The 23,565-nt window shown below is 65.5% G+C and carries 22 protein-coding genes; 15 read left to right on the top strand and 7 right to left on the bottom strand.

Going from position 1 to position 23,565, the window contains the following annotated elements; all coding sequences use genetic code 11:
- Window positions 1-49 precede the first annotated feature (49 nt).
- Complete coding sequence (locus ACFSM0_RS00360) at window positions 50-817, top strand: gamma-glutamyl-gamma-aminobutyrate hydrolase family protein (RefSeq protein WP_377385483.1); 768 nt, start codon at window positions 50-52, stop codon at window positions 815-817.
- Here ACFSM0_RS00360 and ACFSM0_RS00355 read toward each other — a convergent pair.
- From ACFSM0_RS00355 to glmU, 3 genes are read right to left on the bottom strand one after another with little or no spacing between them, the layout of a single operon-like run.
- Window positions 814-1,647 carry a DNA alkylation repair protein gene (locus ACFSM0_RS00355; RefSeq protein ID WP_377385480.1) on the bottom strand — a complete coding sequence of 278 codons (834 nt, stop codon included), beginning with the start codon at window positions 1,645-1,647 and terminating at the stop codon, window positions 814-816. The two genes, ACFSM0_RS00360 and ACFSM0_RS00355, sit on opposite strands and share 4 nt — an antisense overlap.
- Entirely contained in the window at window positions 1,644-3,458 is a 1,815-nt protein-coding gene (gene glmS, locus ACFSM0_RS00350) for a glutamine--fructose-6-phosphate transaminase (isomerizing) (RefSeq protein ID WP_377385477.1), read from the bottom strand. The genes ACFSM0_RS00355 and glmS overlap by 4 nt, the downstream gene beginning before the upstream one ends.
- Window positions 3,459-4,805, bottom strand: a complete 1,347-nt coding sequence (glmU, locus tag ACFSM0_RS00345; RefSeq protein ID WP_377385474.1) for a bifunctional UDP-N-acetylglucosamine diphosphorylase/glucosamine-1-phosphate N-acetyltransferase GlmU — start codon at window positions 4,803-4,805, stop codon at window positions 3,459-3,461.
- A 93-nt stretch (window positions 4,806-4,898) separates the two neighbouring features.
- Between glmU and ACFSM0_RS00340 the strand changes: the two genes are divergently transcribed.
- From ACFSM0_RS00340 to ACFSM0_RS00330, 3 genes are read left to right on the top strand one after another with little or no spacing between them, the layout of a single operon-like run.
- A complete protein-coding gene (locus tag ACFSM0_RS00340) occupies window positions 4,899-5,597 on the top strand; it encodes an HAD-IA family hydrolase (protein WP_377385471.1) in 699 nt (232 codons plus the stop codon).
- Entirely contained in the window at window positions 5,590-6,807 is a 1,218-nt protein-coding gene (locus ACFSM0_RS00335; RefSeq protein WP_377385468.1) for an MFS transporter, read from the top strand. The genes ACFSM0_RS00340 and ACFSM0_RS00335 overlap by 8 nt, the downstream gene beginning before the upstream one ends.
- On the top strand, window positions 6,797-7,996 hold the full coding sequence (locus ACFSM0_RS00330) for a DegT/DnrJ/EryC1/StrS family aminotransferase (protein WP_377385465.1): 1,200 nt from the start codon (window positions 6,797-6,799) through the stop codon (window positions 7,994-7,996). Before ACFSM0_RS00335 ends, ACFSM0_RS00330 begins: the two co-directional genes overlap by 11 nt.
- Here ACFSM0_RS00330 and ACFSM0_RS00325 read toward each other — a convergent pair.
- The 3 genes from ACFSM0_RS00325 to ACFSM0_RS00315 form a co-directional block, all read right to left on the bottom strand.
- Window positions 7,993-8,667, bottom strand: coding sequence for a hypothetical protein (locus ACFSM0_RS00325; RefSeq protein WP_377385462.1), 675 nt, complete (start codon window positions 8,665-8,667; stop codon window positions 7,993-7,995). The genes ACFSM0_RS00330 and ACFSM0_RS00325 overlap by 4 nt on opposite strands.
- A gap of 312 nt (window positions 8,668-8,979) precedes the next feature.
- The gene (locus ACFSM0_RS00320; RefSeq protein ID WP_377385459.1) at window positions 8,980-11,961 is read right to left on the bottom strand and encodes a hybrid sensor histidine kinase/response regulator; all 2,982 of its coding nucleotides are present in this window, start codon (window positions 11,959-11,961) and stop codon (window positions 8,980-8,982) included.
- A 34-nt stretch (window positions 11,962-11,995) separates the two neighbouring features.
- Window positions 11,996-12,685 carry a putative pterin-binding protein gene (locus ACFSM0_RS00315; RefSeq protein WP_377385456.1) on the bottom strand — a complete coding sequence of 230 codons (690 nt, stop codon included), beginning with the start codon at window positions 12,683-12,685 and terminating at the stop codon, window positions 11,996-11,998.
- 254 nt (window positions 12,686-12,939) lie between these two features.
- Between ACFSM0_RS00315 and ACFSM0_RS00310 the strand changes: the two genes are divergently transcribed.
- Complete coding sequence (locus tag ACFSM0_RS00310) at window positions 12,940-13,542, top strand: response regulator transcription factor (RefSeq protein ID WP_377385454.1); 603 nt, start codon at window positions 12,940-12,942, stop codon at window positions 13,540-13,542.
- A 194-nt stretch (window positions 13,543-13,736) separates the two neighbouring features.
- On the opposite strand, the gene ACFSM0_RS00305 is transcribed toward ACFSM0_RS00310, so the two are convergent.
- Window positions 13,737-13,970 carry a hypothetical protein gene (locus tag ACFSM0_RS00305; protein ID WP_377385451.1) on the bottom strand — a complete coding sequence of 78 codons (234 nt, stop codon included), beginning with the start codon at window positions 13,968-13,970 and terminating at the stop codon, window positions 13,737-13,739.
- Window positions 13,971-14,178: 208 nt separating this feature from the next.
- On the opposite strand from ACFSM0_RS00305, the gene ACFSM0_RS00300 reads away from it, so the two are divergent.
- The 10 genes from ACFSM0_RS00300 to ACFSM0_RS00255 all read left to right on the top strand — a co-directional run bounded on the left by ACFSM0_RS00300 (window position 14,179) and on the right by ACFSM0_RS00255 (window position 23,536).
- Window positions 14,179-15,339, top strand: coding sequence for an acyl-CoA dehydrogenase family protein (locus tag ACFSM0_RS00300; RefSeq protein ID WP_377385448.1), 1,161 nt, complete (start codon window positions 14,179-14,181; stop codon window positions 15,337-15,339).
- Complete coding sequence (locus ACFSM0_RS00295; RefSeq protein WP_377385702.1) at window positions 15,339-15,827, top strand: lysozyme inhibitor LprI family protein; 489 nt, start codon at window positions 15,339-15,341, stop codon at window positions 15,825-15,827. The genes ACFSM0_RS00300 and ACFSM0_RS00295 overlap by 1 nt, the downstream gene beginning before the upstream one ends.
- The gene (locus ACFSM0_RS00290) at window positions 15,824-17,428 is read left to right on the top strand and encodes a carboxyl transferase domain-containing protein (RefSeq protein ID WP_377385446.1); all 1,605 of its coding nucleotides are present in this window, start codon (window positions 15,824-15,826) and stop codon (window positions 17,426-17,428) included. The genes ACFSM0_RS00295 and ACFSM0_RS00290 overlap by 4 nt, the downstream gene beginning before the upstream one ends.
- 121 nt (window positions 17,429-17,549) lie before the next feature.
- Window positions 17,550-19,475 (top strand): acetyl/propionyl/methylcrotonyl-CoA carboxylase subunit alpha, encoded by a 1,926-nt coding sequence (locus tag ACFSM0_RS00285; RefSeq protein WP_377385443.1) that lies wholly within the window; start codon window positions 17,550-17,552, stop codon window positions 19,473-19,475.
- Window positions 19,472-20,119, top strand: coding sequence for a glutathione S-transferase family protein (locus ACFSM0_RS00280; RefSeq protein ID WP_377385441.1), 648 nt, complete (start codon window positions 19,472-19,474; stop codon window positions 20,117-20,119). Before ACFSM0_RS00285 ends, ACFSM0_RS00280 begins: the two co-directional genes overlap by 4 nt.
- A complete protein-coding gene (locus tag ACFSM0_RS00275; protein WP_377385439.1) occupies window positions 20,112-20,972 on the top strand; it encodes a hydroxymethylglutaryl-CoA lyase in 861 nt (286 codons plus the stop codon). The genes ACFSM0_RS00280 and ACFSM0_RS00275 overlap by 8 nt, the downstream gene beginning before the upstream one ends.
- The gene (locus ACFSM0_RS00270) at window positions 20,969-21,751 is read left to right on the top strand and encodes a crotonase/enoyl-CoA hydratase family protein (RefSeq protein ID WP_377385436.1); all 783 of its coding nucleotides are present in this window, start codon (window positions 20,969-20,971) and stop codon (window positions 21,749-21,751) included. Before ACFSM0_RS00275 ends, ACFSM0_RS00270 begins: the two co-directional genes overlap by 4 nt.
- Window positions 21,752-22,019: 268 nt before the next feature.
- Complete coding sequence (locus ACFSM0_RS00265) at window positions 22,020-22,400, top strand: NADH-quinone oxidoreductase subunit A (RefSeq protein ID WP_377385433.1); 381 nt, start codon at window positions 22,020-22,022, stop codon at window positions 22,398-22,400.
- Window positions 22,391-22,924: a NuoB/complex I 20 kDa subunit family protein gene (locus tag ACFSM0_RS00260; protein WP_076485612.1), complete on the top strand. Its 534-nt coding sequence runs from the start codon at window positions 22,391-22,393 to the stop codon at window positions 22,922-22,924. The genes ACFSM0_RS00265 and ACFSM0_RS00260 overlap by 10 nt, the downstream gene beginning before the upstream one ends.
- A 12-nt stretch (window positions 22,925-22,936) precedes the next feature.
- Window positions 22,937-23,536, top strand: a complete 600-nt coding sequence (locus tag ACFSM0_RS00255) for an NADH-quinone oxidoreductase subunit C (RefSeq protein ID WP_377385430.1) — start codon at window positions 22,937-22,939, stop codon at window positions 23,534-23,536.
- Window positions 23,537-23,565 lie beyond the last annotated feature (29 nt).

The following is a 23,565-nucleotide window of genomic DNA, read 5'->3' as shown; positions in this document are numbered from 1 at the left end:
CTTTGCGCAACGCCGCTCCGGCGCTAGCTTGGGCACAAAGGAGCACGGCATGAGCACTTTCGCACATCGTCCGGTGGTCGGCGTGATCGGCAACCGGGGCCTCGTGAACGGCACTTACCCGGTGCATGAGGGCGGCCAGATGAACTCATGGGCGGTCTCGAAGGTCTCTGACTGCCTGCCGCTGCTGATCCCGGCTGACCCGGAACTGGTTCGTGTGTCCGATCTGCTGGAAGTGTGCGACGGGTTCCTGCTCACCGGCGGGCGGCCCAATATTCACCCGCATGAATATGGCGAGGAACCAACCGAGAAACACGGCGCCTTTGACCGCGCGCGCGATGCGATCACGCTGCCGCTGGTGCGCGCCTGCGTGGAGCGCGGGCAACCGTTTCTGGGCATCTGCCGCGGCTTTCAGGAGGTGAACGTGGCGATGGGCGGCACGCTGCACCCCGAGATCCGGGAACTTCCGGGGCGGATGAACCACCGCATGCCGCCCGAGGGCTCGCTCGAAGAGGCGTTTGCCCTGCGCCATCACGTGCATCTTCTCCCCGGGGGGCGGTTTGCGGCGCTGTTCGGGGCCGAGGAGGTGCTCACCAACACGTTGCACGGGCAGGGGATTTGCCAACCCGGGCCGCGGATCGTGATCGAAGGCCGCGCCGAGGACGGCACCCCGGAGGCGATCTATGTGAAAGATGCGCCGGGTTTTACGCTTGCGGTGCAGTGGCACCCGGAATGGAATGCCGAAAACGATCCGGTGTCGCGCCCGCTGTTTGAAGCCTTTGGGGCGGCGGTGCGGAACTGGGCCGCGACAAAAGCCTAGCGCAAATATTTCGCCGCTTCTTTTTGCGCGAAAGGTTTGAGCGTCGCGCCATGGGTGTCGAGCCAGTGCCGCACCGTGGGCGCATCATGTTTGGAAAGCTCGCGCAACCACCAGCCGACAGCCTTCTGGATGAACCACTCACGCTCGGGGGCAAGAGCCACGCACCAAGTCAGGATGCGCGCGCGGATTGCTTGCTCTTCTTCGGTCGGATGGTTCGATTTTGTAAAGGGCAATGCGATGACCAGCGCGGCGCGCCGGGTCCACATGTTCGAATTCTGCAACCATGTTTCGACCGTGTCGAGCCGTTCGGGCGCGGCCAGAAGGCGCCGCCCGCCCGCGTTGCAGGCATGGTCCGCGACCGCCCAGCCGTGGAACTCCGGTGCCCAGCTTGCGATCAGCTCCCAAACCGTTTCATCGGGGCGGATGCGGGCTTGTGTGAGCAGCTTGGCGGCGGCGATCATTGCCTCGTGGATGTCAGAGCGCCACAGAGCGGCGGCGAGCGCCACGCGTTCCTCAAGGCTGCATTGCGCCCGCCAGAGCCGGGCGCTGTCCTCAATCAGTGGCACCGGCACGCCAAGATAGCGCCGCGCGACCTTGTGATAGGCGGCTGCTGCCGCGGCCCGCTCGGCATCGCCGCAGGCCTCAAGCGCGGCGAGCGCCTCGGCAAGGTTTGGCGGCGGGCCAAGATGTTCTTCTTCCGCGTCGCTGTATTGCGTGTAATCCGCATCCGAGGCGGCATAGGCCGCCGCCTCGGCGGCGAGCCGCGCCTCTTCCTCGGTCATCGGCCGGTCTTCGGCAATGATCACGCGGGAGCGGCGCTTGCGGCTCATTCGACCGTCACCGATTTTGCCAGATTGCGCGGCTGGTCAACATCTGTGCCCTTGGCGATGGCGGTGTGATAGGCCAAAAGCTGGGCGGGCAGCGCGTAAAGGATCGGCGCGAAAGGCTCTGCCACTTCCGGCATGTGCAAATGCGCCCATGTGCCCTCGGCGGCGGTGCTCACCCCCTTGGCATCGGTGACAAGCAGCACCTTGCCCTGCCGCGCCATCACCTCTTGCATGTTTGACACGGTTTTGTCGAAGAGCTTGTCATGCGGCGCCATCACGATCACCGGCACAGAGCGGTCAATGAGCGCGATCGGCCCGTGCTTGAGCTCGCCCGAGGCATAGCCTTCGGCATGGATGTAGCTGATTTCCTTCAGCTTCAACGCCCCTTCGAGAGCAAGCGGATACATCGGCCCGCGCCCGAGAAAGAGGATATCTTGCGCCTCGGCCAGTTGGGCGGCCAGCCGCGCGATCTCATCCGAGGTGGCGAGCGCGGCATTCATCAGCCCCGGCAGCGTGCGCAAAGTATTCATATGCGCGGCAGCCTGCGCCGCATTCAGATGGCCGCGGTCAAGCCCGGCCTTGAGGGCCATCACCGCAAGCGCAAGCAACTGGCAGGTGAAGGCCTTGGTCGAGGCCACCCCCACCTCGATGCCGGCCAGGATCGGCAGCGCCAGATCGGCCTCGCGGGCAATCGAGGAGGTCGGCACGTTGACCACCGCAATGGTGCGTGCGACCTTGCCCTTGCAGTGGCGCAGCGCCGCAAGCGTGTCGGCGGTTTCGCCCGACTGGCTGACGAACAGCGCAAAGCTGCGCTGGGGAAGCGGCGGCTCGCGGTAGCGGAACTCGGAGGCAACGTCGATCTCGCAGGGCAGCCCGGCAAGGCTTTCAAACCAGTATTTCGCGACAGAGCAGGCGTAGAACGCCGTGCCGCAGGCAACGAGCGTCAGCCGGTCAATGTCGGAAAAGTTCAATTCCTCAGGCAAATTGACCCCATCTGCCTTGAGATAATGTCGCAAAGCATCGCCCAGCACCACGGGCTGCTCGGCGATCTCCTTGGCCATGAAATGCTTGTAGCCGGCCTTTTCCACCTGCGTTGTGCTCAGATCGATCCGGGTCGTTTCCCGCGGCGCCTGCACGCCGTCGACATCAAAAATCTCGACGCCGGCGCGGGTGACAAAGGCATAATCCCCCTCGGCCAGATAGGTGATGCGGTCGGTGAAGGGCGAGAGCGCGATCGCGTCAGAGCCAACGAACATCTCTCCGGTGCCATGGCCGATGGCGAGCGGTGAGCCTTTGCGCGCGGCGATCATCAGATCGTCCTGCCCCTCGAACAGCCACAACAGCGCAAAAGCGCCCTCCAGCTTGTGAAGCGCGGCCACCGCGGCCTCGCGAGGGCCCATGCCCCGGTCCATGAACATCCGCGTCAGCAGCGCCACGGTTTCGGTGTCGGTTTCGGTCTCGGGCGTGATCCCGGCTTCGGCAAGCTCGGCCCGCAACTCCCGGTAATTCTCGATGATGCCGTTATGCACCACCGCGACCGGGCCAGAGCGATGCGGATGCGCATTGCCCGTGGTGGCGGCGCCATGCGTGGCCCAGCGGGTGTGGCCGATGCCGGCGCGCCCGGCCAAAGGCTGATGCACGAGCAAATCGGAGAGATGCACAAGCTTGCCCACGGCGCGGCGCCGATCCAGCACGCCCGCATTCACCGTGGCAATACCGGCGCTGTCATAGCCGCGGTATTCGAGCCGCTTGAGCGCCTCCACCAGCAGGGGCGCCACTTCGTGTTTGCCCAAAATACCAATGATGCCGCACATTTACGCCCCCTTTTTCTGCGCGGCCTTTTTCGCGCGCAAGATCTCGAAGAGCTTTGTCGCCAGCCCCGGGCGGTTGATCTGCTTGGCGCGGCCAAGCGCCAGTGCGCCTGCAGGCACATCTTCGGTGATGGTCGAGCCCGAGCCCGTCAGCGCGCCATCGCCAACCGTCACCGGGGCCACCAGCATCGTATCCGAGCCGATGAACACATTGGCGCCGATCGTGGTGCGATGCTTGAACACGCCATCGTAATTGCACGTCACGGTGCCCGCGCCGATATTGGTGTGCTCCCCCACATCGGCATCGCCCAGGTAGGTCAGATGGCCAACCTTGACCCCCTCGCCAAGGATCGCATTCTTCACCTCGACAAAATTGCCGATATGCACATCTTCCGCCAGCTCCGCCCCCGGGCGCAGCCGCGCAAAGGGGCCGATCGTGGCCCCGCGCGAGATATGGCAGCCCTCAAGATGGCAGAACGCCTCGATCACCGCGCCGCTTTCAATCGTGACGCCGGGGCCAAAAACCACATTCGGGCCAATCACCACATCGCGCCCGACCCAGGTGTCGAGGGCAAACCAGACCGTGGCGGGCTCGACCATCGTGACGCCGTTTTCAAGCGCTTCGGCGCGGGCGCGGGCCTGAAACAGCGCCTCGGCACGGGCGAGTTCGGCGCGGGTGTTGATGCCGAGCGTTTCCTCTTCGGCGCAGCGCACCACTTCTGCCACAAGCCCGCGGGCGCGGGCCGCGCTGACGATATCAGTGAGGTAATATTCGCGCGCGGCATTGTCATTGGAGAGCCCGCGCACCAGCGAGGCCAGCAGCGTTGCATCGCAGCAGATCACACCCGAATTGCACAGCGTCACCGCGCGCTCGGCCTCGGTCGCATCCTTGTATTCAACGATCCGCGCGAGCCGGTCCCCCTCGACGATCAGCCGCCCGTAGCGGCCCGGATCGGCGGCCTCAAACCCCAAAACCACGACATCGGCGGTGCATTCGACCAGATTTTCCAGCGTTTCCGGGCGGATGAAGGGCGTGTCGCCATAAAGCACCACGACCTTGCCCTCAAAGTTTGCAATCTGCATCAAGCCCTGCGCCACGGCATGACCGGTGCCCAGTTGCTCGGTCTGAAGCGCGCAATCGGCCTCCGGCGCAATTTGGGCAACGGCTTTTTGCACCGTTTCTGCACCATGGCCGACCACGACCACAACTCTTTCGGGGTCGAGCCTTTGCCCCGCGGCCAGCGCATGGGCAAGGAGCGGCGCCCCCCCCAGCCGGTGCAGCACCTTCGGGAGGTCGGAATTCATGCGAGTGCCTTGACCGGCGGCAAGGACGACGAGGGCGATGGCCATGAGAGTGCCTTTTCTTCTGCGTCAGCCTGTTTTACCGATGTGCCACCCACTCGCAAGGGGGCGGGCATCACACAATCTTTCGGAGGCGTAACAGTGGCGAACACAGCGGCGACGACGGCGGCGACAGTGGTTTTCGATCTCGACGGCACGCTGGTGGATACCTCCGCCGATCTGATCGCCGCGGCGAATGCCTGTTTTGCGGCCCGCGGCCTGACAGTCGCGCTGGACCCGGTGGCCGATGCGCTCACCGCCTTCCATGGCGGGCGGGCGATGCTGGCGCTTGGCTATGCGCGGGCCCAAAGCCCTCAGGCCGCGGCTTGGGTGGAGGAAGACTACCCCCGCCTTCTCGATCATTACGCCGCGCATATCTGTGTGCATTCAAGGCTTTATCCCGGTGCCGCGGGGGCGGTGGCGGCGCTGCGCACAAGCGGCTATCGCACCGCGATCTGCACCAACAAGCCCGAAGCTCTGGCCATCAACCTGCTTGATGCGCTTGGCGTCTCGGGGCTTTTTGAGGCGCTGATCGGCGCGGATACGCTGCCGGTTCGCAAGCCCGACCCCGCGCCCTATCTGGCGGCTGTCGCGCGGGCGGGCGGCACGGTGGCGCGTTCGGTGATGGTGGGGGACACGGAAACGGACCGCAAGACCGCGCTGGCCGCGGGGGTGCCGTGCGTCCTTGTTGGCTTTGGCCCGGAGGGAGCGGCGATTTCCCGCCTTGCGCCCGAGGCGATGCTGGACAGCTATGCCGATCTGACGGCCTGTGTTGGCCGGTTGCTGCCGCGCCATGGGTGAACTGCCGCGCCGCACGATCTTCTTTATCCTGCTCGTTGTGTTTCTCGACATGGCAGGACTCGGGTTGATCGTGCCGGTGGTGCCGCGGCTGATCGAGGAGGTCGGAGGCGTCGCGCTGTCCGATGCGGTCCGGGTCGGGGGCTGGCTCTATGCAAGCTATGCCCTGGCGCAGTTTCTGGCCGCGCCGCTCATGGGGGGGCTGTCAGACAGGTTCGGGCGGCGGCCGCTGTTGCTTCTGGCGCTGGCCGGGCTTTGCATCGACTATCTTCTTTATGCGCTCGCCCCGAGCCTTGGCTGGCTCTTTGCCGCGCGGATCACGGCAGGGATTTGCGGCGCGACGCCGGTGATCGCGCATGCCTATGTGGCCGATGTCACCGCGCCGGAGCGGCGCGCGCGCGTGTTTGGCTGGCTGGGCGCAGCCCTCGGGCTGGGCTTCGTGCTGGGGCCCGCGCTGGGCGGGTTGCTCGGGTCGTTCGGGCCGCGGGTGCCGTTTTGGGCGGCCGCGGGGCTCGCCGGGGCCAATCTGATCTGGGGCCTCTTCGCTTTGCCCGAGACGCTTGCACCGGAAAAGCGCCGCCGCCCGCGCTGGCGCGAGGCAAACCCGTTCGGGGTTTTTGCGGTGTTTGCGCGCGCGCGTGGCGTGCTGCCTCTGGTTGCGGTGATCACGCTCTACACCTTTGGCTCTGCCGTCTATCCGGCGATCTGGTCATTCTGGGGGATTGCCAAATTCGGCTGGTCGGAGGCGGTGATCGGGCTCACGCTCGCCGGGTTTGGTCTGGTCTGGGCGCTCGCGCAGGGGCTGCTGACGGGGCCGGTTGTTGCGCGTATCGGCGAGCGGCGCGCGGTGCTGGTCGGGCTTGCGGTCGCGGGCCTTGCCGCAACGGGCTATGGGTTTGCCGGCGGGCTCGGCGCGGTGATCTTGCTGTTGCTCTTTCACGGCCCCGAAGGCTTTGCGCAACCGAGCCTTGTGGCGATGATGTCGCGTGCGGTTCCCGAGACCGAGCAGGGGGCGCTACAAGGGGGGCTTGCGGCGGTGGAAAGCCTCGCCATGCTTCTGGGCACGCTGTTCTTTGCCTGGCTCTTCGGCTATTTCCTCTCCGACGCGGCGCCGATCCAGAGCCCGGATGCGGCCTTTTTCGTGGCCGCTGGCGTGCTTTTTGCGGCCTGCGCGCTCTTTGCAAGCCTGAGGAGGCGAGACGATGAGGGATGAGACGCTCGAGGTCTTTACCGGAAACTTCACGCAGCAGGAGCCGATTTCCGAGGCGGGGATCGCTGCGGCCGTGGCGGTAATGCGCTCGGGGCGCTTGCACAGATACAACATTGCCCCGGGTGAAATTGACGAAACCGCGGCTCTGGAAGTTGATTTTGCAACATTTACCGGGGCGCGCTACTGCCTTGCCGTCGCCTCGGGCGGCTATGCGATGCGCTGCGCGCTGCGCGCGCTTGGTGTCGCGCCCGGGGACCGGGTGCTGACCAATGCCTTCACCCTCGCGCCGGTGCCCGGCGCGATTGCCGCGCTCGGCGCGGAGCCGGTGCTGGTCGAGACCACCGAGGATCTGGTGATCGATCTGGACGATTTCGCCGACAAGGCGACGACGGCGGGGGCAAAGGTGCTGCTGCTGTCGCATATGCGCGGCCATATCTGTGACATGGCGCGGCTGATGGAGATTGCCGCGGCGGCGGGGATCACGGTGGTGGAGGATTGCGCCCATACGATGGGCGCCGCGTGGCGCGGCACCGCCTCGGGGCGGTTTGGGGCGATCGGCTGCTATTCGACGCAGACCTACAAGCACATGAACTCGGGCGAGGGCGGGCTTGTGATCTCGGATGACCCCGCCCTGATGGCGAAGATGATCCTGATTTCGGGCAGTTACATGCTTTATACCCGGCATCGCGCAGCGCCCGGGCCAGAGTATTTCGAAACGGCAAAATATGAGATGCCGAATGTTTCTGGCCGGATGGACAATCTGCGCGCGGCGATCTTGCGGCCGCAGATCGCCGAACTGCCCGGGCGTGTGGCGCGCTGGAACGCCCTTTATCGCGCGCTGGAGGCGGGGCTTTCTGCCACGCCGGGTCTGCGAGTGATCCCGCGTCCCCAGGACGAAGCCTTCGTGGGTTCGTCCTTCCAGTTCCTGCTGCCCGGCTGGGAAGCCGCGCGCGTTCAAGCCCTCGTTGCGCGCTGCGCTGTGCGGGGGGTGGAGCTGAAATGGTTCGGGGCCACCGAACCTGTTGCTTTCACCTCGCGCCATCAAAGCTGGCGCTATGCCCCCGCGCAGCATCTGCCGTGCACCGATCGGCTGTTGTCGGGTCTGCTCGATCTCCGTCTGCCGCTCACTTTCTGCGAAGCTGATGCGGCGACAATCGCCCGTATTCTGGATGCGGAACTGCGCCGGGGTTAGAGCCCCGGTTGCACCTCCGCCATGCGCTCTTGCCAGATCGCATTGTTGATGGGCGCCTCGGCTAGCGCAAATTCAAAGCTTGCGAAAGCGCAGGGCAGGCGCAGCGTGACATCGGCGAGCGCAAGCCGCTCAAGGCCGAAATCATGCCCGGCCACCTCTTCGGAGAGCAGCACGATGGAAATATCCGGTCGCCCCTGACGCAGACGCATCAGGCCATCGGCCATTGCGGTGACACCGCCCAGAGTGTCGAGATCAACGATCAAGAGCGCGCCTTGCGGGGCAGACCAGATCGGTGATGTCGGCGTCAATGCCGCGATGCGACGGAACGGCAGGCCGTGATCGCCCAGCCATTCGAGGCAGGGAAGCGGCGTGCCCGTGCGGCGCGACAGCACGAGAACCAGTTCGATGTCGTCAACTTCCACGGCGTGGAAGGACGAAGCGGGATGCGCGGGGGGAGCGACAACGGCATTGGCGACGGCACTGGCGGCGGCGCGCAAAGTGCGGCGCGACGCGGCGGGGCGCGCGGGCGCAGGATCGGCGCTGTGGGGCGGCTCCACGGTCAGGGCGGTGAAGGCGGAGATGGGCGTCGGAATCGAGCTTGAGTGCGGCGCGACCGGCAGCCGTTGCAGCGGCGCCACCCGCGTGAAACCTTCGGAGAACATTTCCTGCATTCCGGTCTGCATCTCGGATTGTGCGGCGCGCATGGATTTGGCGCTGCCAAGGGGGCGGGTCGGCTCAGGTTTGGAGAAAGGACTGCGCAGGCGCGCGAAGGCCCGGGCGAGCCAAGGCCCGGGAATAACTTGGTGCGCGGGATGCGGCGTGATGTGCAACCAAACCATGGATGCCTCCGTTCCTTAACCTAAATGCAAGGTTAATTGCCGTTGGTAAACCTCGGCAATATGTCGGACGGAAATAAATACACTCTTAGGTATAGTTTCTGGCGCAAATAGGGCGCGAAAGTGGTGTTCCTGCGGCAGTCTGACTCAGTTGACGGCATGATCCGGGCCGGTGGAGGGGGGAATTGGGGGCACAACCATGGCGCGAGTCGCGGTCCAGACGGCTGGAAGGGCGGTCAGAGCCGCCGCGACCGAATCACTTGGCGGAGCGCCCGGGGGAACATGACGAAGCGGAGTGTCAATCGCCTTGAGCAGGCGGTGAAGCCGCTCCGCCCCCAGCAAAGCGGCCGAACCGGCGAATTTATGCGCGAGCGCGGCGGTGGCGGCCGGCTCGGCCTGAGCGGCAACAGCGGTCAATCGCGGCAGCATGGACTCGCCTTCCGCGAGAAATTGCCCGAGCGTCTGCGCCATCAGATCCGGGCCGAGCGATTGCGCCAGATCGGTATGCGTTTCCAGATTGAGCAGCGGTGCGTCATGTTTCGGCATCGCGCCGCCCGCCCCGTGCGACACGGCGACGCCAGGGCGGCGGGGGCCGGTTTTGGAGGAAAGTTTAGGCGGCGCATGGTCCGAGAAAACCTCGCGCCCCGCCCCTTCCGGCGTTGCCGGGCGTGCCGCGCCGCTTGCGTTGTCGCGCCCCGCGCTGCTCGTTTTGTCGCGCGCCGCGGCAAGTTCGTCTGCCAGCACCTGCTCCAGAATGCGCCGCGTGATCGGTTTCGAGATCACGCGGCAGACCCCGGCGGCCTCCAGCCGGGCGCGGGCTTCGGGCAACACATTGGCCGTGACCGCAATGATCGGCGTATTGCGGTTTGGCCCGTCACTGGCGCGGATCGCCTCGGTTGCCTCAATGCCATTCATCCGCGGCATGTTGAGGTCGATCAAGATCACGTCGAAGCGGCGCTTGTTGGCCACGTCAACCCCTTCCATGCCGTCGCGCGCCTCGTCGAAGCGGTGGCCGCCCCGGCGCAGCATTTCGCACAGCACGACGCGGTTTATGTCATTGTCTTCCACCACAAGCACGTCAATCGCTTGGCCCTCTGCCGGCGGCGGGGCCCCGGAGGGCGTCGCGGCGGGCGGTCCGGGGGGGGGCGGGTCTGCGGGGCCGTTGCCAAAGCCGGCGCCGCCGCGCGGGGGAACGGGGCCGTTCTGGGGCGTGAGCAAAAGCGGTGCATTGGCCGAAACGAGGATAGCCCCGGAGCCGGCCTCTGCGGCTGAGGCGGCGGCGCTCTGCGCGCTGGCCATCGACGGCGCATGCGGTTTCGGTGTCAGCCGGGGGGGCGGGCGGGGCGCGGGCATCGACAGCACCACGGGCGCAGGCAAGGTGATCCAGAACGCCGAGCCTTTGCCGACATCGCTTTCCACCCCGATCTCGCCACGCATTGCCCGCATCAACCGCCGTGCGATCGAAAGGCCGAGCCCGGAGCCCGTCGCCTCGCGCGAGAGTTCCGGGTCGAGGGTCACGAAATCATCGAAGATCCGGTCCGTCTGGTCGGCGGGAATCCCGATGCCGGTGTCGATCACGCGATATTCGAGGATGCCGCCGTCCCGATGATATTCGACCTCGACCGAAATCTGGCCATTGCGCGTGAACTTGATCGCATTGCCGACGAGGTTGATCAGCACCTGACGGATCCGCAGCGCATCGCCCTCGACCGCATCGGGCAGCCGCCCCTCGGCTTGTGCCACGAGCAGGTTGCCGCGGGCGGCGGCGGCCCCCGCCTGAGTTTGAACGATCTCGTCGGCCACGGCCATCGGCGCGAAGGGCTCGCGCACCATCGAAAACTTGCCCGCGTCGAGCCGCTCGACATCGAGGGTGTTGTTGACATGGCTGAGCAGGATCTCGCCCGCTTTCTGCATGGAATCGACAAAGCGGCGCTGGGTCTCGTCGAGCGGGGTTTCCACCAAAAGATCCAGCGTGCCGAGCAGCCCGTTGAGCGGGGTGCGCATCTCGTGGCTCATCACGGCCACAAATTCCGATTGCGCGCGTTCCCCCGCCATCGCGGCATCGCGGGCGTCGATCAGCTCCTGTTCGGCGGCAACGCGGTCGGTGATGTCGCGCAAAAAGCCGACGAAGATCTCGACCTTGCCGATCCGGGTTGCGGTGACGGAAAGCTCGGCTGGAAAAACGGTGCCATCCTTGCGCCGCGCCTGCAGCCCGATCAGCCCGTGCCCGGCGATCCGCGGCACGCCGCCGGCCCGATAGCGGCGGAACCCGGCGTCATGGGCGGTTTTCATGTGACCGGGCACGATCAGCTCGTGCATGAGTGCGCCCTGCGCCTCTGCGCGGCTGTAGCCGAACACCTTTTCGGCGGCGCCGTTGAACTCGATCACGCGGCCATTGTGATCCACCACGATCACCGCATCGATCGAGGTGCCGATGACCGCTTCGAGCCGGGCCTTGGCAAAGGCGAGCGATTGGGTCTGGTTGCGGCCATAGCGCCACAGCCACCAGGTTATCACGAAGCCCCCCGACACGGTGGCCAGAAGCGCGGCGGCGAGCGACGCAAGCCGGATGAGCGATTCGAAGACCTTTTCGCGCTGGTCGCGGGCGCGTTCCGCGAGCGCGCGCACGCCATAGCTGGAGACGGTGCGCACCTCGGTCACCAGAGCGCGCGTTTCCGCGCGCAGCGCCGGGAAGGCTATCTTGAGTGTTTCGGGCCCCGCATCGATCAGCGCGGCGGTTTTGGTCAGATAATCGCCAAGACGGGCCATGGCGGCGGCGGCAGCCGCGGTTTCGGTCACCGCCTGGAAGCCCGCGCCGTCGCGGATGGTTTCGACGCGGCTGTAAAAGATGTCGAAACTTCGAGAAAAATCCTCCAGATCGACATGGCTTTCCGGGCTGCCGTGGGTGAGCGCTTCTTCCAGCTGATAGTATTCGATTTCGAGCTGGGCGAGGGTCCATTGCAGGCTGTCGGAATTGCCGATGGCCAGATTGTCGATCTCTGCGCGCACCGCTTCGCCGTAGCGGTAAAGCGAGACCCCGGCTGTCACCAAAACGACCACCAGCCCGACAAAGAGCAGATGGCGCAGGGGCTGCGACGGGGCGCGAAACGGGGACGAACGATTGTGCATCTACACAGCTTGAAACAGGCGACGGCAGGGGATCTTACGGCAGAACCTCGATCCGGTCCACCTGCCACACCGAGCGCGCATAGATCACCTCGTTGCGATAGGCGGGATCGGCGTCGTAGGGATAGATGATCCAGAGCGGCCCCTTGTCGCGGATCGTCATCGGCTGCCCGTCGCGCCGGTCGGCCAGCAGCGGGGCGCGGGTCTCGATGTCGGCGACGGGAATTTCGACGGCATAATCGTTGAGTGCGATCACCCGGAGCCGCCCGCCCTGCACGCCGAGCCGGTCCAGCAAGGCGCGCAGGGGCACGCCGGAAAAATGCACCGCGCCGCTGGTCCAGATCGTTGTCGTGCGGAAATCCTCCCGCGGCAGGGCGGCCAGCATCGCATCGTCAAACCGCGCGACGCGGGACCCCGCCCGGCTTTCTCCGGGGAGGATGTCTGCGGGGGGGGGCTCTGCGGGGGCATTGCTGGTGCCAAGCGCTCCGGTCACGGTGAGCACGATCTTGCCCTCGGGCGCGGCGAGCGGCGGCATCCGATCGGGGGCGGGGGGCTCGCGGTGCGTCGCGGCAAGGGGGGTGGCGGCAAGGGGGGCCCCGAGCGCGGGGGCGACCCGCGCAGGGGCATCTGCACTGACGAGCGTTGCCGCAAGCGCGAAGGCCGCCGCGGCAAGTGCCAGCGCGCTCAGCGCGGGCGCCGTGAGGGCCGCCAGTCTGACCTGTTGCACGCTGCTTCCCCCGGGCACTTAAAATCCGCGACAGTTTCGCACAGCTCAGAAGGCCAACCATCGGGGAAGAAGTATATTAGCCTATACGGAAGTATACGGGTTGCACTGCTTATTGGGGTGTGCATGGTGCTTTGGGCGAGAGGGCCGGAAACGGGTTCGGGGTGCCCTTGCAATGCTGTGGCTTCTTGCTGATTACCTTTGGTGAGGACAAAAGTCCCGATCGGGGCGGTGCGGATGGAATTTCGGAGGACGGCGTGAAGCTTTTGATTGCCGACGATCATGATCTTGTGCGTGACGCCATCGCGGCGCTGTTGCGCGCAGGCGGCTGCGAGGATGTCGCAGTGGCGGGTGATCTCTCCGAAGCGCTCACCCAGGTCGAGCGTCATGGACCGTTCGATCTGGTTTTGCTCGATTATGATATGCCCGGCATGGACGGTCTTGGCGGGTTGAGCGAGATGAAGCGACGCTACCCCGATCAGGCCGTGGCGATCATCTCGGGGGTGGCACGCCCGGCCGCGGCGCGGGAAGCGCTCGACGAGGGCGCGATCGGCTTTGTGCCGAAAGCGCTGCCCGCACGTTCGATCATCGGTGCGGTGACGCTGATGGCCTCCGGCTCGGTCTTTGCGCCGTTTGATTTCCTCAAGCAGGATGATGCGCCGACGATGGGCGGGCTCTCCCCGCGCGAGACCGAGGTTCTGCGCGGTATCTGCGCGGGCCAGACCAACAAGGAAATCGCCCGCGACATGGATCTTCAGGAGGTCACGGTGAAGCTGCATGTGCGCACCCTGACGCGCAAGATCGGGGCGCGCAACCGGACCCATGCGGCGATGATCGCGCGCGAAAATCACTGGTTTTGACACCCGGTCTTTTCGGGTCACGGCTGATCTGCGGATCTGACAAAACTCTCGCGCTGCGCCACGAATGACGGCGCAGGGGGCGGGGCACCTGCGCCGTCAGGGGAGGGAAAGGTGCTGCCAAACGGCCGTTTGGCGCCAGATCGCGAGATCTGCGGGCGCGAGGTCTCTCGTTGGCGCGGCGAGAGCCGGAGACTTCAATGTCCGCGCTGCCCGGGGAAGTTGACCACTTCCGCGGTATGCAAGGGGGCGATGTCGGCAACGGTCCGGCCCATCGGCAGACGCGGGAACACAACCGGTTCCATCCGCTCAATGGCTTGCTGAAGCGACGCGGCAACGTCCTCCAGGCCCTCATTGCGACAATAGTCATTCATTTCAATCAGCACTGCATACATCCACGCATGCTGACTGGCTTTCGTGATCGTGCTCACGGCGTCTTTGCCCCTTTGTTGCCCCCCTTTTGTCATATTTACAAAAATCGGTGCGCCGGGGGCCTTACCGGGAGGTTAGCGCTGTAACGCAAAAGTGCGCGGCCTAGCCAAAAGGCGTGCGACGTAACGGCACTTCACGCCCGACTTGACCTGAGACCCGTTGTGCGCAATGAAATGAACAAGCGTTCAATAATCTGGGGAGGAGAGGATGTTCGCGGGCTCGATGCGTTTCGATCTGGGCGAGGATATTGCCGCATTGCGTGACATGGTGCGGAGCTGGGCGCGCGATCGCCTTGCCCCGATCGCGGCAAAAGTCGATGCCGAAAATGCCTTTCCCAACGAGCTCTGGCCCGAGATGGGGGCGCTTGGCCTGCTCGGTGTGACGGTGCCGGAAGAATTTGGCGGCGCGGGCATGGGCTATCTGGCCCATGTGGTTGTCACCGAGGAGATCGCGCGGGTCTCCGCCTCGATCGCGCTCTCCTATGGCGCGCATTCGAACCTTTGCGTGAACCAGCTCAAGCTCAACGGCACAGAGGCGCAAAAGCGCAAATACCTCCCCGGCCTTGTCGCGGGCACACAAATTGGTGCGCTGGCGATGAGCGAGAGCGGTGCAGGCTCCGATGTCGTCGGCATGAAGCTGCGCGCCGAGAAGCGCGGCGACACCTATGTGCTCAATGGCCACAAATACTGGATCACCAATGGCTGCGATGCCGACACGCTCGTGGTCTATGCGAAAACAGACCCCGCTGCGGGCTCGAAAGGGATCACCGCCTTTATCGTCGAAAAGGGCTTCAAAGGGTTTTCCACGAGCCAGCATTTCGACAAGCTCGGCATGCGCGGCTCAAATACCGCACAGCTCTTTTTCGACAATTGCGAAGTGCCCGCCGAGAATGTGCTCGGCCTTGAGGGCAAGGGCGTGCGGGTGCTGATGTCGGGGCTCGATTACGAGCGGGTGGTGCTGTCGGGCATCGGCACCGGCATCATGATGGCCTGTCTCGACGAGGTGGTGCCCTACGCGCAGGAGCGCCAGCAATTCGGCCAGCCGATCGGGACTTTCCAGCTCATGCAGGCGAAAATTGCCGACATGTATGTCGCGATGAACACCGCGCGCGCCTATACCTACGAGGTTGCCAAAGCCTGTGACCGGGGCGCGGTGACCCGTCAAGACGCTGCGGCAACGGTGCTTTACGCCTCCGAGCAGGCGATGGTGCAGGCGCATCAGGCGGTGCAGGCGCTCGGCGGTGCGGGCTTTCTCAATGACTCGGTGGTGTCGCGGCTCTTTCGCGACGCGAAACTGATGGAAATTGGCGCGGGCACCTCGGAAATCCGGCGTATGCTGATCGGACGTGAACTCATGGAGAAATCGTGATGCGTCCTCAAGTCATTGTCCATCTTGTTGCTGTTATGACCTTTTTTGCCCCCGCTGGCCTGCGTGCGCAGGATCTGCCCGCCGCGGCCACGGCGGATATTCCCGCCGCGGTGCAGGACTGTTTTGCCGAGTATAATCCGCGCGCCGAGGGGCCGAGCTGCCTTGGGCAGGCGGCGCAGGGCTGCATGGGCGCCGGGGCGGAAACCACCGCAAATATGATCGCCTGCATCGGCGCAGAGACCGCGGCCTGGGACGGGATCCTCAATGCCGAATACAAGGCCCGGAAAGCCGAGATGGGCGCGCCCGGGCTTGCTGACACGCTGCAGGCCGCACAGCGCGCGTGGATTGCGTTTCGCGATGCCGAATGCGCGCTGGAGATCGCGCGCTGGGGCGATGCCTCGCTTTCCGGCGTGGTGGGCGCAAACTGCCTGATGGAAATGACCGCCGCCCGGGCGGCAGACCTGCGCGACAAGAAGGCCGATCCATGAAGCTGAACTCTGCCGCGATCCCCTCTTCGGAGACCTTCCGCAAAAACCGCGAGGCGCATCTGGCCCTGCTGGAGCAGGTGCGCACCGCCGCCGAGGCCGCTGCCGCGGGGGGCGGCCCCGAGGCCACCGCGCGTCACGTTGCCCGCGGCAAGATGGCGCCGCGCGAGCGTGTGGCGGCGCTTCTGGACCCCGGCAGCCCGTTTCTCGAGATCGGCGCCACCGCCGCGCACGGGCTTTATGAGGGCGCGGCCCCCTGCGCGGGCGTAATCGCCGGGGTCGGGCAGGTGCATGGGCAAGAGGTGATGGTTGTCGCCAATGATGCCACGGTGAAGGGCGGCACCTATTACCCGATGACGGTGAAAAAGCACCTGCGCGCGCAAGAGATTGCAGAGGAATGCGCGCTGCCCTGCGTCTATCTGGTCGACAGCGGCGGCGCCAACCTGCCCAATCAGGACGAGGTCTTCCCCGACCGCGACCATTTCGGCCGGATCTTTTACAATCAGGCGCGCATGTCGGCCAAGGGCATCGCGCAGATCGCCGTGGTGATGGGCTCGTGCACGGCGGGGGGCGCCTATGTGCCCGCGATGTCGGATGTGACGATCATCGTGAAAGAACAGGGCACGATCTTTCTTGCCGGGCCGCCTTTGGTGCGGGCGGCAACCGGCGAGGTGGTCACCGCCGAAGACCTTGGCGGCGGCGATGTGCACACGCGGCTTTCGGGGGTGGCCGACTATCTGGCCGAGGATGACGCCCATGCGCTCGCGCTTGCGCGCCGGGCACTGGGGAGCTTGAACCGGCCGCGGCCCGCGCCGGTGCAGTGGCAAAGCCCCGAAGACCCCGCCTTTGACCCCGAAGAGATCCTCGGCATCGTGCCCGCCGATCTGCGCACCCCCTATGACATCCGCGAGGTGATCGCGCGTCTGGTGGATGGCTCGCGCTTTGACGAGTTCAAGGCGCGGTTCGGCGAGACCATCGTGACCGGTTTTGCGCATGTGATGGGCTGCCCGGTTGGCATCATCGCCAATAATGGCGTGCTCTTCTCGGAGGCCGCCCAAAAGGCTGCGCATTTCATCGAGCTTTGCTCCGCGCGCTCCATCCCGTTGGTGTTTTTGCAAAATATCACGGGCTTCATGGTCGGGCGCAAATATGAAAACGAGGGGATCGCGCGGCATGGCGCGAAGATGGTCACCGCCGTCGCCACCACCGCGGTGCCAAAAATCACCATGCTTGTCGGCGGCTCCTTTGGCGCGGGCAATTACGGCATGGCGGGGCGCGCCTATTCGCCCCGGTTCCTGTGGAGCTGGCCGAATTCCCGGATCTCGGTGATGGGCGGTGAGCAGGCGGCGGGCGTGCTCGCCACCGTGAGGCGTGAGGGGATCACGCGCAAGGGCGGCACCTGGTCGGCAGAGGACGAGGCCGCGTTCAAGCGCCCGACGATCGAGATGTTCGAGCGCCAGAGCCATCCCCTCTATGCCTCGGCCCGGCTTTGGGATGACGGCATCATCGACCCGAGGAAGAGCCGCGATGTGCTGGCGCTGAGCCTCAGGGCAAGTCTCAACGCGCCGATCGAGCCGACCCGGTTTGGGGTCTTCCGGATGTGACGTTCCATGCCTCCGGCGGGGATATTTGCGGCAAGATGAAGCCCAACCCTTTCATCTTGCCGCAAATATCCCGGGGGGCACGGGGGGCAGCGCCCCCCGCCTTCGCCAACAGGAGAGTGCGATGTTTCAAAAGATCCTGATCGCCAATCGCGGCGAAATCGCCTGCCGGGTGATCGAGACCGCGCGCCGCCTCGGCGTGGCCACGGTCGCGGTCTATTCAGAGGCCGATGCCGGGGCGCGCCATGTCGCGATGGCCGATGAGGCCGTGGCGATCGGCGGCGCCCGCCCGGCGGAAAGCTATCTGTGCGCAGATCGCATCTTGCAGGCTGCACTTGAGACCGGTGCCGAGGCGATCCATCCGGGCTACGGCTTCCTGTCCGAAAACCCCGATTTCGTGGCTTCGGTGGCGGCGGCCGGGCTCACCTTCATCGGCCCTTCGGAGGCGGCGATCCGCGCCATGGGGCTCAAGGATGCCGCCAAGGCGGTGATGGCGCAGGCGGGCGTGCCGGTGGTGCCCGGCTATCACGGCGACAATCAAGATCCCGAGCATCTTGCGGGCGCCGCCGAGGCGCTGGGCTACCCGGTGCTGATCAAGGCGGTGGCGGGGGGCGGCGGCAAGGGGATGCGGCGCGTGGACCGGCCCGATGATTTCGCCGCCGCGCTCGAAAGCGCCTGTGCCGAGGCCCGCACGGCCTTTGGCAACCCCGCGGTTCTGATTGAAAAATATGTCGAAATGCCCCGCCACATCGAGGTGCAGGTGTTTGGCGACGGCACCCGCGCCGTGCATCTGTTTGAGCGAGATTGCTCGCTGCAGCGCCGCCACCAGAAGGTGATCGAAGAGGCCCCCGCGCCGGGAATGACCGATCAGATGCGCGCCGCGATGGGGCAGGCCGCGGTGCGCGCCGCCGAGGCGATTGGCTATGCGGGCGCGGGCACGATCGAGTTCATTGTCGATGGCTCTGACGGGCTGCGCCCGGACCGGTTCTGGTTCATGGAGATGAACACGCGCCTGCAGGTCGAGCATCCGGTGACCGAGGCGATCACGGGCATCGACCTTGTCGAATGGCAGCTTCGCGTGGCGGCGGGCGAGCCGCTGCCGCTCGCGCAGGAGGACATCCAGATCAAGGGGCATGCCTTTGAGGCCCGGCTCTATGCCGAGGATGTGCCGGCCGGTTTCCTGCCCGCCGTCGGCACGCTCGCGCATCTGATCTTCCCGCCCGGGGTGCGGGTGGAAACAGGCGTGCGCGCGGGCGATACGATCTCCCCGTGGTATGACCCGATGATCGCCAAGATCATCTCCCATGGCCCGAGCCGGGCCGCAGCGCTAAACCAGCTCGCCCGCGCGCTTGAGGCAACCGAAGTGGCGGGAACGACCACCAATCTCGCCTTTCTGGCGCGGCTCGCCCGGCATGCGGGCTTTGCCGCGGGCGCCGTCGATACCGGGTTGATCGGGCGCGAGAGCGCAGAGCTTGCCGCGCTGCCGCCCGTGCCGGTGGCCGCGCGTGCGCTGGGCGTGATCGCGGCGGCGGGGCTGCATGCGGGCACCGGCGCGGGGTTCACGCTCTGGGCGCCGCTGCGCCGCGCGGTGGATTTTGAGCCTCCCGCCGCGGTGCAGGTGATCGGCCCGAACCGGGTGATCGTCGAGGTCGCGGGGGGGCGGCATGATTGCGTGCTTCATCCCGATGGCTGGTGGGTCGATGGCGCCAAAACGGCGGCGCGCTTTCATGTCGGAGCGGGGGAGATCACCGTGTTTTTGGGCGGCGCGCACAGCTTCCCGCGCCCCGATCCGCTGGATCGTCTGGTGCAGGGACCGGCCTCGGATCTTACGCTCGCGCCGATGCCGGGGCTGGTGAAGGCGGTGTTTGTCGCGCCGGGCGCGCGCGTGGCGCCGGGGGATCGGCTTGCCATTCTGGAGGCGATGAAGATGGAGCACACGCTTTGCGCGGCCCGTGCGGGCGAGGTGGCCGAGGTGCTGGTGGCCCCCGGCGCGCAGATCGAGGCGGGGGCGGCGCTTATTCGGCTGGCAGAGGAGGAGGAGGCCGCATGACGGTATTGCATCACACCCCGGGCTCGCGGTCGCATCGCGTGCTCTGGCTGCTGGAGGAACTGGGCGAGCCGGTGGAGATCCGCAGCTGGTCGCTCACCGATGGCGGCTTGCGCAGCGCGGAGTTTCGCGCGCTCAGCCCCGCCGGGCGGGTGCCCGCGCTGGAGATCGACGGGCAGGTGATCTTTGAATCGGGCGCGATCGTGCAATATCTGACCGAGAGCCGGGGGGCGCTCGCGCCCGCGCCCGGAACCGCAGAGCGGGTCGCCTTTCTGGAATGGGTGAATTTTGCCGAGACGCAGGCCAACATCCTGCAATCTCTCAATATTCAGCACATCTTTTTGCGACCCGAAAGCGCGCGCTCGCTGCCTTTGATGAAGCTCGACACAAAGCGGCTGATGGTGACGATGCAGGCGCTTGAAACGCATCTCGCGGGGCGGGACTGGCTCCTGTCCTCCTTTTCGGCTGCGGAGTGCATGTTCGGCTTCAACATGGATGCCATGTTCCGCTTCGTGCCGCGACAGGGCTTTCCGGCGATCCTCGCCTGGATCGAGCGGGCGCAGGCGCGCCCGGCGCATCTGCGGGCGGTCGAAAGGGGCGGCGCGAGCCTTTATGCGCAAGCGTTTTACGAGCTTCCCGATGGCTGATTTTGTTGAAATCGTCGAAATGGCGCCGCGGGACGGGCTGCAGAATGAAAAGCGCCTGATCCCCACAGCAGAAAAGATCGCCCTTGTCGATGCGCTCTCCGAGGTGGGGTTCCGGCGCATCGAGGTGGCGTCCTTCGTCTCGCCGAAATGGGTGCCGCAGATGGCGGATGGCGCGGCCGTTCTGGCCGGCATTCGCCGGGCGCCGGGGGTCATCTATACCGCGCTCACCCCCAATCTGCAGGGGATCACCGCGGCGCTGGCCGCCGGGGTGGGAGAGGTGGCGATTTTTGCCTCCGCCTCGGAGGGGTTTTCGAAGGCAAACCTGAATTGTTCGATTTTGGAAAGTCTGGAGCGATTTGAGCCGGTGATGCAGGCTGCAAATGTCGCAAATATTAAAGTGCGCGGCTATGTCTCCATGGTGACAGACTGCCCGTTTGATGGCCCGACGGCGCCCGCGCAGGTGGCGCGGGTGGTGGCGGCGCTCAGCGCCATGGGCTGCCACGAGCTGAGCCTTGGCGATACCATCGGCCGGGCCCGCCCCGAGCGCACGGATGCGATGCTCGCCGCGGTGCTTGAGGAAATCGCGCCCAGCCGGCTTGCCGGGCATTTTCATGACACCGAGGGGCGGGCGCTCGACAATATCGAGGTGAGCCTCGCGCGCGGGCTGCGTATCTTTGATGCGGCTGCGGGCGGGCTCGGAGGCTGCCCCTATGCGCCCGGCGCCGCGGGCAATGTGGCAACGGAACGGGTGGCCGCGCATCTGGAGCGGCTGGGCTATGCAACCGGGCTCGACCGGGACAAGCTGGCCAGGGCCGCGGCGCGTGCGCAGGCGATAAAAGGGGGAGGAGAATGACCGAGACGATCCGGCTCAACCGCGATGCGCGGGGCGTGGTGACGCTTTGGCTTGCGCGGACAGAAAAGCACAATGCGCTCGATGCGCAGATGATTTCCGAGATCACGCAGGTGATCCGTCATCTCGGGCAAGACAAGACGGTGCGGGTGGTGGTGCTGGCGGCCGAGGGCAAGAGCTTTTGCGCCGGGGGCGATCTGCGCTGGATGCAGGCGAATATGACGGCGCGCCCGGAAGAGCGCGCCGCCTCTGCGCGCGCTTTGGCCGAAATGCTCGCCGCGCTCGACACCTGCCCGAAACCGGTGATCGGCCGTGTGCAGGGCAATGCCTTCGGCGGCGGGGTCGGCATGATTTCGGTGTGTGATGTCGCGATTGCCGTGCCCGACGCGCGGTTCGGGCTCACCGAGACCAGGCTTGGCCTGACCCCGGCGACCATCTCGCCCTATGTCATCGCGCGGATGGGCGCGGCCAAGGCGCGGCGGGTGTTCATGTCGTCGCGGCTCTTCGGGGCCGAGGAAGCGGTGGCGCTTGATCTGATCGCGCGCGTGGTTGCGCCAGAGGCGCTGGACGGTGCGATCGAGGCGGAAATTGCCCCCTATCTGACCTGTGCCCCCGGCGCCGTCGCCGATGCCAAAGCGCTCGTGCATATGCTCTCGAAAGGGGCCGACTCAGCGCTTCAGGAGGCAACAATCTCTGCGCTCGTGCAAAGGTGGGAAAGCGACGAAGCAGGTGCAGGAATCGCCGCTTTCTTTGACCGAAAGCCTCCGCCCTGGGCGCTCTAATCGAGAGAAGGTCTTTAGAAGACATGCATTTTTACGTTGCGGGTGATTCTGTGCACCTGCCGTAAGGACACGGGGGCGAGACACGATGCCGCATTGCGGCAACGGGATGCCGCGAAAGCGGTCCACACCAAAAACAGTGTGCATCGGTATACAAATTATGCTTTTCGCCCCGAAATCGGGCTTCGCTCGGTTGACCGGCATATGGGGGAAGGCTATTCCTCGCTGAGCCAGAACCCGCGCGCTTGCCGCGCTCAGAGGGAGCCAATTGATGCACGACGTGACCCTGCCTTCCATGTTGCGCGAATATCTTCCCATCCTCGTTCTGTTGGCCATGGCGATTGCGCTCGGCCTCGTTCTGATCGGCGCGGCGGCGGTGATCGCGGTGCGCAACCCCGATCCGGAAAAGGTCTCGGCCTATGAATGCGGTTTCAATGCCTTCGACGACGCGCGGATGAAGTTCGACGTGCGCTTCTACCTCGTGTCGATCCTGTTCATCATCTTCGATCTTGAGGTGGCCTTCCTGTTCCCCTGGGCGGTGTCGTTCGGGGAAATTTCGATGACGGCTTTCTGGTCGATGATGGTGTTTCTGGGGGTGCTCACCGTGGGCTTCGCCTATGAATGGAAGAAGGGGGCGCTGGAATGGGCGTGATGACCGGGCCGAACACGGCCGCAGCCGATATGGACGTGGCCGCCGCGGCGCTCAACCGCGACCTGCAGGACAAGGGCTTCCTGCTCACCACCGCCGAAGACATCATCAACTGGGCGCGCAATGGCTCGCTGCACTGGATGACCTTTGGTCTGGCCTGCTGCGCCGTCGAGATGATGCATACCGCGATGCCGCGCTATGACGTGGAGCGCTACGGCTTTGCGCCGCGCGCCTCGCCGCGGCAATCTGACGTGATGATCGTGGCCGGCACGCTGACCAACAAGATGGCGCCTGCGCTGCGCAAGGTTTACGACCAGATGCCCGAGCCGCGTTACGTGATCTCGATGGGCTCCTGCGCCAATGGCGGCGGCTATTACCACTACAGCTATTCGGTGGTGCGCGGCTGCGACCGGATCGTGCCGGTCGATATTTACGTTCCCGGCTGCCCGCCCTCGGCAGAGGCGTTGATGTATGGTATCCTGCAGTTGCAGCGCAAGATCCGCCGCACCGGCACGCTGGTGCGCTGAGGAGGACGGAGAATGAGCGAACAGCTGCAAGAACTCGCGGCGCATATCGAACACCGGCGCGGCGATGATGTCGTGTCGAGCGTGGTGGCGCATGGCGAGCTGACCGTGACCGTGACCCCGGCGGGGATCTTGCGGTTTGTCGAATTTTTGCGCGACGACCCGACCTGCCGGTTCTCGACGCTGATCGACATCACCGCGGTGGACTGGCCCGAGCGCCCGGCGCGGTTTGAGGTGGTGTGGCATTTCCTGTCGATGTGGCGCAACCAGCGCATCCGCGTGAAAGCGGCGGTGCGCGAGGATGAGATGTGCCCCTCGATCGTGGATGCCTTCCCGGTGGCGAACTGGTATGAACGCGAGATCTTCGACATGTTCGGGATCCTGTTCTCGGGCCACCCGGATCTGCGCCGTCTTTTGACCGATTACGGCTTCCGCGGCCATCCGCTGCGGAAAGATTTCCCCACCACCGGCTATGTCGAGCTGCGCTATGACGAGATGCTCAAGCGGGTGGTCTACGAGCCGGTAAAACTGACGCAGGAATACCGGCAATTCGATTTCCTGAGCCCCTGGGAAGGCGCGCATTATGTGCTTCCCGGTGACGAGAAACAGGGCTGAGCCGCGGCAACAGCCCGGGCGGTGACGGA

It is taken from the genome of Rhodobacter lacus (assembly GCF_042683065.1).
GTDB classification, from domain to species: Bacteria; Pseudomonadota; Alphaproteobacteria; order Rhodobacterales; family Rhodobacteraceae; genus Rhodobacter; species Rhodobacter lacus.
The sequence above is the reverse complement of the archived record's forward strand: the minus strand, read 5'-3'. Positions and strand labels throughout refer to the sequence as shown.

Coding starts and splice junctions, on each gene's coding strand:
- ACFSM0_RS00325 (WP_377385462.1), bottom strand. CDS start 8,667: ATGCAGGAAATGTTCTCCGAAGGTTTCACGCGGGTGGCGCCGCTGCAA.
- ACFSM0_RS00360 (WP_377385483.1), top strand. CDS start 50: ATGAGCACTTTCGCACATCGTCCGGTGGTCGGCGTGATCGGCAACCGG.
- ACFSM0_RS00265 (WP_377385433.1), top strand. CDS start 22,020: ATGCACGACGTGACCCTGCCTTCCATGTTGCGCGAATATCTTCCCATC.
- ACFSM0_RS00300 (WP_377385448.1), top strand. CDS start 14,179: ATGTTCGCGGGCTCGATGCGTTTCGATCTGGGCGAGGATATTGCCGCA.
- glmU (WP_377385474.1), bottom strand. CDS start 4,805: ATGGCCATCGCCCTCGTCGTCCTTGCCGCCGGTCAAGGCACTCGCATG.
- ACFSM0_RS00285 (WP_377385443.1), top strand. CDS start 17,550: ATGTTTCAAAAGATCCTGATCGCCAATCGCGGCGAAATCGCCTGCCGG.
- ACFSM0_RS00330 (WP_377385465.1), top strand. CDS start 6,797: ATGAGGGATGAGACGCTCGAGGTCTTTACCGGAAACTTCACGCAGCAG.
- glmS (WP_377385477.1), bottom strand. CDS start 3,458: ATGTGCGGCATCATTGGTATTTTGGGCAAACACGAAGTGGCGCCCCTG.
- ACFSM0_RS00260 (WP_076485612.1), top strand. CDS start 22,391: ATGGGCGTGATGACCGGGCCGAACACGGCCGCAGCCGATATGGACGTG.
- ACFSM0_RS00335 (WP_377385468.1), top strand. CDS start 5,590: ATGGGTGAACTGCCGCGCCGCACGATCTTCTTTATCCTGCTCGTTGTG.
- ACFSM0_RS00290 (WP_377385446.1), top strand. CDS start 15,824: ATGAAGCTGAACTCTGCCGCGATCCCCTCTTCGGAGACCTTCCGCAAA.
- ACFSM0_RS00295 (WP_377385702.1), top strand. CDS start 15,339: ATGCGTCCTCAAGTCATTGTCCATCTTGTTGCTGTTATGACCTTTTTT.
- ACFSM0_RS00270 (WP_377385436.1), top strand. CDS start 20,969: ATGACCGAGACGATCCGGCTCAACCGCGATGCGCGGGGCGTGGTGACG.
- ACFSM0_RS00275 (WP_377385439.1), top strand. CDS start 20,112: ATGGCTGATTTTGTTGAAATCGTCGAAATGGCGCCGCGGGACGGGCTG.
- ACFSM0_RS00355 (WP_377385480.1), bottom strand. CDS start 1,647: ATGAGCCGCAAGCGCCGCTCCCGCGTGATCATTGCCGAAGACCGGCCG.
- ACFSM0_RS00280 (WP_377385441.1), top strand. CDS start 19,472: ATGACGGTATTGCATCACACCCCGGGCTCGCGGTCGCATCGCGTGCTC.
- ACFSM0_RS00255 (WP_377385430.1), top strand. CDS start 22,937: ATGAGCGAACAGCTGCAAGAACTCGCGGCGCATATCGAACACCGGCGC.
- ACFSM0_RS00320 (WP_377385459.1), bottom strand. CDS start 11,961: ATGCACAATCGTTCGTCCCCGTTTCGCGCCCCGTCGCAGCCCCTGCGC.